Annotated in this window: 14 protein-coding genes; 7 read left to right on the forward strand and 7 right to left on the reverse strand. The window is 46.9% G+C overall.

Annotated elements, in window-relative coordinates; translation table 11 throughout:
- From ACRC32_RS26490 to ACRC32_RS26505, 4 genes are all read right to left on the reverse strand, one after another.
- Positions 1-272: hypothetical protein (locus ACRC32_RS26490; RefSeq protein ID WP_438556786.1), on the reverse strand; the 272-nt coding region annotated here is incomplete at its 3' end.
- Positions 269-532 (reverse strand): toxin-antitoxin system HicB family antitoxin, encoded by a 264-nt coding sequence (locus tag ACRC32_RS26495; RefSeq protein ID WP_039712379.1) that lies wholly within the window; start codon positions 530-532, stop codon positions 269-271. The genes ACRC32_RS26490 and ACRC32_RS26495, both read right to left, overlap by 4 nt.
- Positions 529-960: a PIN domain-containing protein gene (locus ACRC32_RS26500; protein ID WP_410500866.1), complete on the reverse strand. Its 432-nt coding sequence runs from the start codon at positions 958-960 to the stop codon at positions 529-531. Before ACRC32_RS26500 ends, ACRC32_RS26495 begins: the two co-directional genes overlap by 4 nt.
- Positions 961-1,327: 367 nt before the next feature.
- Entirely contained in the window at positions 1,328-1,819 is a 492-nt protein-coding gene (locus ACRC32_RS26505) for a hypothetical protein (protein WP_438556776.1), read from the reverse strand.
- 117 nt (positions 1,820-1,936) lie between these two features.
- Between ACRC32_RS26505 and ACRC32_RS26510 the strand changes: the two genes are divergently transcribed.
- Positions 1,937-2,083, forward strand: coding sequence for a hypothetical protein (locus ACRC32_RS26510; RefSeq protein WP_438556777.1), 147 nt, complete (start codon positions 1,937-1,939; stop codon positions 2,081-2,083).
- Positions 2,084-2,202: 119 nt separating this feature from the next.
- Here ACRC32_RS26510 and ACRC32_RS26515 read toward each other — a convergent pair whose 3' ends face one another.
- The 3 genes from ACRC32_RS26515 to ACRC32_RS26525 form a co-directional block, all read right to left on the reverse strand.
- Positions 2,203-2,802, reverse strand: coding sequence for an RES family NAD+ phosphorylase (locus ACRC32_RS26515; RefSeq protein WP_438556778.1), 600 nt, complete (start codon positions 2,800-2,802; stop codon positions 2,203-2,205).
- Positions 2,802-3,461 (reverse strand): hypothetical protein, encoded by a 660-nt coding sequence (locus ACRC32_RS26520; protein WP_438556779.1) that lies wholly within the window; start codon positions 3,459-3,461, stop codon positions 2,802-2,804. The genes ACRC32_RS26515 and ACRC32_RS26520 overlap by 1 nt, the downstream gene beginning before the upstream one ends.
- A 111-nt stretch (positions 3,462-3,572) precedes the next feature.
- Positions 3,573-3,704, reverse strand: coding sequence for a hypothetical protein (locus tag ACRC32_RS26525; protein WP_317112594.1), 132 nt, complete (start codon positions 3,702-3,704; stop codon positions 3,573-3,575).
- 114 nt (positions 3,705-3,818) lie between these two features.
- Between ACRC32_RS26525 and ACRC32_RS26530 the strand changes: the two genes are divergently transcribed.
- The 6 genes from ACRC32_RS26530 to ACRC32_RS26555 form a co-directional block, all read left to right on the forward strand.
- Positions 3,819-4,070: a helix-turn-helix domain-containing protein gene (locus tag ACRC32_RS26530; RefSeq protein WP_438556780.1), complete on the forward strand. Its 252-nt coding sequence runs from the start codon at positions 3,819-3,821 to the stop codon at positions 4,068-4,070.
- Positions 4,071-4,127: 57 nt separating this feature from the next.
- Positions 4,128-4,277, forward strand: a complete 150-nt coding sequence (locus ACRC32_RS26535; protein WP_438556785.1) for a DUF6888 family protein — start codon at positions 4,128-4,130, stop codon at positions 4,275-4,277.
- 22 nt (positions 4,278-4,299) lie between these two features.
- Positions 4,300-4,512 (forward strand): DUF6887 family protein, encoded by a 213-nt coding sequence (locus ACRC32_RS26540; RefSeq protein WP_438556781.1) that lies wholly within the window; start codon positions 4,300-4,302, stop codon positions 4,510-4,512.
- A 4-nt stretch (positions 4,513-4,516) separates the two neighbouring features.
- Complete coding sequence (locus tag ACRC32_RS26545) at positions 4,517-4,684, forward strand: hypothetical protein (protein ID WP_438556782.1); 168 nt, start codon at positions 4,517-4,519, stop codon at positions 4,682-4,684.
- A gap of 236 nt (positions 4,685-4,920) precedes the next feature.
- On the forward strand, positions 4,921-6,180 hold the full coding sequence (locus ACRC32_RS26550) for an RRXRR domain-containing protein (RefSeq protein WP_438556783.1): 1,260 nt from the start codon (positions 4,921-4,923) through the stop codon (positions 6,178-6,180).
- A partial coding sequence (locus ACRC32_RS26555) for a Uma2 family endonuclease (RefSeq protein ID WP_438556784.1) occupies positions 6,181-6,938 on the forward strand: 758 nt, incomplete at its 3' end.

Genomic DNA, 6,938 nt, shown 5'->3' on the forward strand with positions numbered 1-6,938 from the left:
TGAAAGTGTTTAAAATTTTGGCGGAAAGATATCGAAATCGGAGAAAACGATTTGGGTTGAGATTCAATCTGATAGCTGGGCTGTACAACTACGAACTTGATCTTTTTAAGCCTTCCTGACTTATGCAAGAACTCTAATGTCACGTTCATTCTCCCATGCGGTGGTGCGTGCTTCCAGCCGTGGGTTCGCGCATAAAGTGAAAATCTGTTGCAGACTAAATAAAAATCGCGGGCTTCCGTTGCAGTAGTCTCTTGAAATGAACTGGCATTCATATTGGTTCATCTCCTGGTCGAGGTGGTTCGCCACCAGACCGACTCATAATTCGATTGAAAGCTGCAAAGTCAGCCCGTGCTTTGCGTTCAACAAAAAACTGAGCTGTCTTCATGGCTGAAATTTTCTCTGCTACAGCGGTAGCGATAAATTGATTGACACTGACACCATCTTGCGCTGCTAGACGTTCGACCTCCGTCTTGAGAGAGCGTGGTAGTCGCAAGGCATAATTCGCCGTGGTGTTTTTCACAATCTTCGTCATGACTGGACTCTCCTGAGTGCTTCTGCGGGGAGAAGAACTTCAACCCCAAATTCATTTGGTACTGAGCCGTAGTCTCGCTTGTTAAAGGTGACAATCGCCAAAGCTTGCCCATTAACAGCAGCCTCCAAAACCATCTCATCGTTAGGATCGGGGAGTCTTGGACGCCACAAGTAGTGAATAAAAACCGGCTCTGCTAGCGCAATGACTGCGGTGACGAACTGATTCGCTTCCTCCTGCGAAAGACCAGCAGCAATTTGATGTTCTGGTTTACTACAGATGGCTTCATATTCAATCGCCAGAGGCACGCTTAATAGAAGAGTGACTCTCGCTGACTGGGCTGCTATTAGTAAAGCTGCCGAAGCTCCCCTCGGACTTCGCATAGCGGCAACAATCGCATCCGTATCAAGAACCAAACGCACGTTTATCATATCATATGTGATATGAGCATTGTAGCAGCTTACGGTAAGAGCGGACAGAGAGGAAATAGAAGCAAATGCAAATGAAATAGCGCTATTACTTGCATAAAGTCTGTTTCAGTCTAAAATATTGCCGTCAAGTCAAAAATTTTCAATTAATCCGCAATTGGGGAGGAAATGTTTACATACTCTGCGACATATTTTCATCTAGTATGCGAATCAGGAAGCTGAAAGGGTAGATTTTTCGTGAGTAATGAGTAAATTCTCACAAGATCTGTGAATCAACTTAAGTTAAAAATCTGGCATATAAGTTCAACGGTTGGTCTTGACCGTACCGCGCATCAAAACTCGTCTCCACCAAGTGGTACTATCCCTTGCATCACGATTCGGAATTCGGGTGAAATAGTTCCCCTTTCCGTTCCCAACTTCTTTGAGCTGGGTCTCTTCGTCTACTCCAATCCCTAAATTCAGCCTCATCTTTTTGAGCTGCTTCTTCAAGCGTAGCGGCGCTCACCCCTAGCCTGCGAGCCAACTGGGTAATGTCTTGGGGAGGCAGTACGGGTGGTGGACCGTACTGATAGGGCGCTCTTCTAGCTGGCTTGGATCGCTGACTTGACACGAAAGCCGATTCCAAGACTGCCAAGCGCCTCTCCAGTAGAGCGATTTGGGCTTTGAATGGGGCTAGAGCCTCATCTAATTCTTTGTTGGCGTTGGCAACTCGTTCGCTCCCGCTCTCGCCATCGAAGAACTGCTTGACTATCGCAACAATCGCTGCACTTTCAGTTAGCGATTGGGATTGCATATACTCGCGTAACTTCTCGTGGTAGGGGGGTGGTAGGTAGCCTACAACTCTAATATTGTTGGTCGCCATTAAGTATGCTATCTTTGTGCTTTATTTGTGCTAATCCTCCAGCATACTCCTTTGCGCTCGGTATGCCAAATCATGTTTTAAGTGTGCTTGAGGCAGCATACTTGGAGCTAAATATTGATGACCCACCACAGGTACGGTTTCTCACTATTTGGTGGAGACGGGGAGGCAGCGGAAATTTTTGGCGCTCGCTCTCTCGGAACTCCCTGCGAACCTCAACCAACGGATAAGGTAAGCGTGACGGAACTTTCGGACGAGCCAGTTTAGGCACGCTAACTTTAGCCTGCCACGATGTTATATTCCTGAATGTGGGAAGAAAATTTTAGTTGATTCAAGCCGATTGGGGGTGTTAACCCTTGAGCTTTTATCTATTGGCAGCATCTAGGTTAGACTAAGCCAAATCCGTAGGTATCGAGGACATACGCTAAGGTTACTCTGAAATCATCGCTCCAACATGCTTGAGTCCGAGCGATCGCGATTTCTGTTTGAGCGCGGTTAAAAATAGCAGCACAATAGCGTGAGGGATCGTGTCTGGCGCGATAGTAAATTCCGTATACATTCTCTGGATGTCTCCACAAACTTAATGCCCACCTTTGAGCCAGCCCGTGTTCTCCATCACACAAGCGAGCGTCTGCGCCTATCCGAGCCAGTCCCGCTCCTGTTAAGTCAACCAAGTTAAGCACTCGCTCGCTCTGCAACTGACTCACGGAACATAAGCGTAGCTCGGAGAGTGCTATAACTCGAATTCCCGTGGAAGAACCGAAAGTTTCGACGAACGCTCCGCATACATCAGCAGCAACGTACATCACGCCGTATTCCTGGTTGGGAGCATCAAACCGATTGCGACCAGAAGACCCATAATAAAGCGGGCTGTATTGACTTTTATGGATACGAAACCACAGGTCTTCGATTTGGATGAGCGGTAAGTCTCTGCCAGCTAAGTCAGGGGGTGGCTCTGGATGGGGAGCTGGACGTGACTCGCTCATCAAGCCGCTCCTTGCTCTCCGTAAGTTTGTGCTGCTCTCCCGACTTCTTCCAACTTGCCTTGTCTTAAAGCCTCTAGTGGCGACAGCCCATCTAGTCTCAGATTACCGTTGAGCATGAAAGCCGCCTGCATCCACGGATCTCGTACTTGCAAATGCTGGAGTACTACCTCTAAACCAGGAAGTGTCTCTCCGGTGATAAATTGCCATGCAGGGAAGGCAAACCGATTTTTCCCCGTGGGTAAGCCAATCAACTGCCCAGAACGCCGTCGCTTGTCTACTGCTTGACGGGTAATCCCTAGCAGGGATGCTACTTGGGTACTAGACAGACAGCCACCTTCAGCCTCAAGCAGTTGTTGTTTCACCACTAGACCGCGCAACCTAGCACTAGCCAAAGGGTCAGTTGCAGTCAAAGTCGATAGCGCTTCTGGTGTTGACAAAATTTTGAGCAACATACTGTAGTCAGAATTAGCAGCTAACACTTCTGCCGTGGCGGAGGTTTGGGCAATTCGATTTAATGCGTCAATACTCCGCAACAGAAAAGCAGTTTTGACGGAGTTTTTTTCGGTGGCGATTTGCGCGATCGCGGGGAGCAGGATGTCAAGGGAGGATTCGGACAGGCGATCTACAGCTTCGTGTAATGTGTTCCTGCGATCGGTCATGGTCAAGAGCCTCGGTTCTCTTAGTTTACCTGGTAAATAAATTTTAGTTTAAAAACTGTGACAACCTAGATGTCTCATTGTGCCAGGTAGGAGTAGTATCGAATGGTTTAATTAAGCCAGTTGTAGCGTAGCGGTGCCGACGGCTTGCAAGATCTCTGCATCCCGCAAACAACCTTTATAGCCGTCGGCAACAACTGGCACGCTCTCGGAGTCTTGAGGGGGCGGCGAGCGCCCCTGGCGCACCCGTTCTGCTACTACCTTGTGACGACTAGCCGTTTACTTGTCAATTAATCTAGACGACTACTAATCAGAGTGGCTAAACTAGTAGTAGTCGAAACATATAATAAGGTAGACAAAATGACAACAGCAGTGATGAGTAAAGAACATCCGAAGGAAAAGGAGCTTTACTTCTACACCAATTTAGAAGTTTTAATGGCTGAAAAAGGCTTAAGTATTGCAGAACTGTCCGAACGGACTAGCGTAGCCCAATCAACTATTAGAAGTCTAATTAGGGGAAAACTCAAAAGACTTGATAGCATCAGCACTGGCAAACTCGCTCAGTTTTTTAACTGCAAGCTCGACGATCTTTATGTGATGAAGTGGGAGTAAGATCTATCTCTTGACTTAACTCAAACGTAACGAAGATGTTGAAAGAGGAGACAAATTATTCCCACAACAGCAAAGACTTTGCGATGTTATATTCTAAGCTGCTGGGCAACGAGAATGTATTTACCCGTTAACCTCGTCTGCTTCGATGCTCGGAATAAAAATATATTTATGTTAATTGGGGAAGAGAACGAGATTGAAATTGACTGACTTGGTGAATGGACGAGTAATTATGAAACCCAATTTTCAGACAATGAGTAAGGAAGAGTTACGGACTTACGTATTAAATCATCGAGATGATGAAGCAGCGTTCCATGCTTATATGGATAAGTTGCACGCACAAGAAAATCGGATCGAACATCCAGCTGTAGATTCTTTTGATGAGCTAGAAAATTATCCTGAGTTTGCTAGGAAATTACAAAGAGAGGCTAGTAAACAAGAATAAAATTTTGCTTTCGTTCTCTACAATTTTGCCAGAACCGCCCAAAGGGAAATTCTGTTACCTTGGTGCAGGTGCATTACTTGCAGCAGCAGTGCGGTTTGACAGTGGTAGGGGATCTGGTTGCCCCGTCTGTCAAACAGGTTTCGATAAAATAGCCACAGCAGTCAACAGGTAGGGAGTTGGCGTATTGAACTACCGTGCCTAACCCTACGGGTATAGACATGGATTCTGGGAGACAACCCCAGATGAAAAGTTCAATACCTCTTGAGTTTAGTAGCGTCAAACACTTTCGGGTACTTCACTAGCTCGAATTTTATGTAGTCCCTGGAGTCTCAGGGAGTTGGGTAAAGCCAAGACACGCGCTACTGAATGAGGGAAGTGACTAAAACTTATCTTTCAAGGGTTATACCAATGAAGAAAGAAAATCCAAGAGTTCCTGTGATTTCGCTATTCTTTGAGGCATTAATGCCAACAACTGCATCTCGCGCCAGGCGTTGGATCGAACAGGGTAAAGCTAAACCATTTTGGAACGATCTAGGTATTTGGTGCGTTCAATTGTTAATCGAGCCATCTGGTACTCAAACCCAGGACATCATTGCTTCCTGTGACCCAGGCAAGCGCTATAGCGGCATTGCTTGTCAATCAGCTAACTACACTTTGTTTATGTCACATCTTGTTTTGATGGGATTTATCTCCAAGCAGGGTACAGCTATCGCTGGCATAAAAGAAAAAATGTCTTACCGCTCTATGCTGCGGCGCGGTCGGAGAGGAAGACGGATTGACCGAAAGCTCTTTTTCAAGCTTAGAAATCATCGGCAAAAGCGTTTTTCTAACCGCAAGAAAACTAAATTACCGCCATCAATTCGCTCAAATCGAAAACTAGAAATACGGGTGATTTCTGAGTTAGCCCGCATTTACCCAATTACAGCAATCAGAGTAGAAAAAGTCAGGGCTGATGTTGACAAAACATCTGGGCGCAAGGGCGCTCATGATGGCATTGGCTTTTCTCCTGTGATGGTGGGGCAGACTTGGACGATCGAGCAGTTGTCTAAAATAGCCCCAGTCGTGACTGTTGAAGGCTGGCAAAAAGATGGGAACGGTACATCACAGATTCGCGAATATTTAAAACTTATCAAAAACAAATCTGACAAAGCATTACAGGTTCCAGAAACTCATGCGGTAGATGCAGTGGCTATCGCCTGTGGGCATTTCGTCCAATACAAACCAATTCAAACCAAAGATGGTCGCGGCTGTAATTGGGTAGGTAAAGTAACAATCACTCCTGCTGTATTTAAAGTTATTTCTAAACCTAGAATTACGCGCCGTCGCTTACATGATGCTGTTCCAGCCAAAGGAGGAATCAGAGAACGCTACGGTGGTTCAACTACTCCATTTGAAGCCAGGAAAGGAGATTTGATTGAATATTCAACGCTCTCGAAAGGAGAAATCAAAAAAGTGATTGGATATTGTTCAGGCTACACGGGAAACAACCTTTCTCTCAGTGACGCTAATTGGTCAAGGTTGGGTAGATTTGCTAATTCTAAATGTCGCATTCTTGCTCGAAACACTGGGTTGGTAATTTCGGGGACGTTGAGTCCCACTCAATTACCCTCCTATCCCCCATACGACCAAGCCCTATCGGGCTATGGTCGCAGTACCTTGGAGGTTTAGATGGCAAGCGAAACGAATTTTGAATCAATGCCCCAAACAACAGCGGTTGTGGATTGGGAACCGACCCTGCCGCCTACTGAGTTAATTTTCGATGATGGTGAACCCTTGGAGACGAATCGCCACCGGATTGCTATGAATGCCCTGATCCGGTCGCTGCCAAGCGCTATGGCTGACCGCGATGATTATTTTGTCGGGGGCAATATGTTTATTTATTACAGCAGCGCCCAGGTGCGGAATAAAGATTTTCGCGGACCAGATTTTTTTGTGGCTCTGGGCGTTGATGGCAGAACCGACCGCCAGGGGTGGGTAGTGTGGGAGGAGAACGGACGCTATCCCGATGTCATTGTGGAATTGATGTCGCCCTCTACCGCAGAAGCAGACACGGGAGTGAAAAAGGAGATTTACGAGCAGATCTTCCGCACCCCAGATTATTACGTGTTTGACCCGTTTGACCCCAATTCCTTACGCGGGTGGCATTTGGATGCTAACCAACGCTATCAGCCCTTGGTGGCTAACGAGCAAGGGTGGCTGTGGTGTCAGCGATTGGGTTTATGGTTGGGAACTTGGTCTGGAACGATAGACCGAGTTGGGGCAGTGTGGTTGCGTTTCTATGATGAAGCAGGCAATCTCGTTCCCCTACCAGAGGAGGCGGCTCAACAGCAAGGATTGCAGCAGGGTGCATTGCGGCAGTTGTTGCGCTTACTCGCCACGCGCTTTGGGACAGTTCCACCGGAGGTAGAGCAAGACTTGCAAGCACT

It is taken from the genome of Chroococcidiopsis sp. (genome assembly GCF_051657925.1).
Taxonomy (GTDB): Bacteria; Cyanobacteriota; Cyanobacteriia; order Cyanobacteriales; family Chroococcidiopsidaceae; genus Chroococcidiopsis.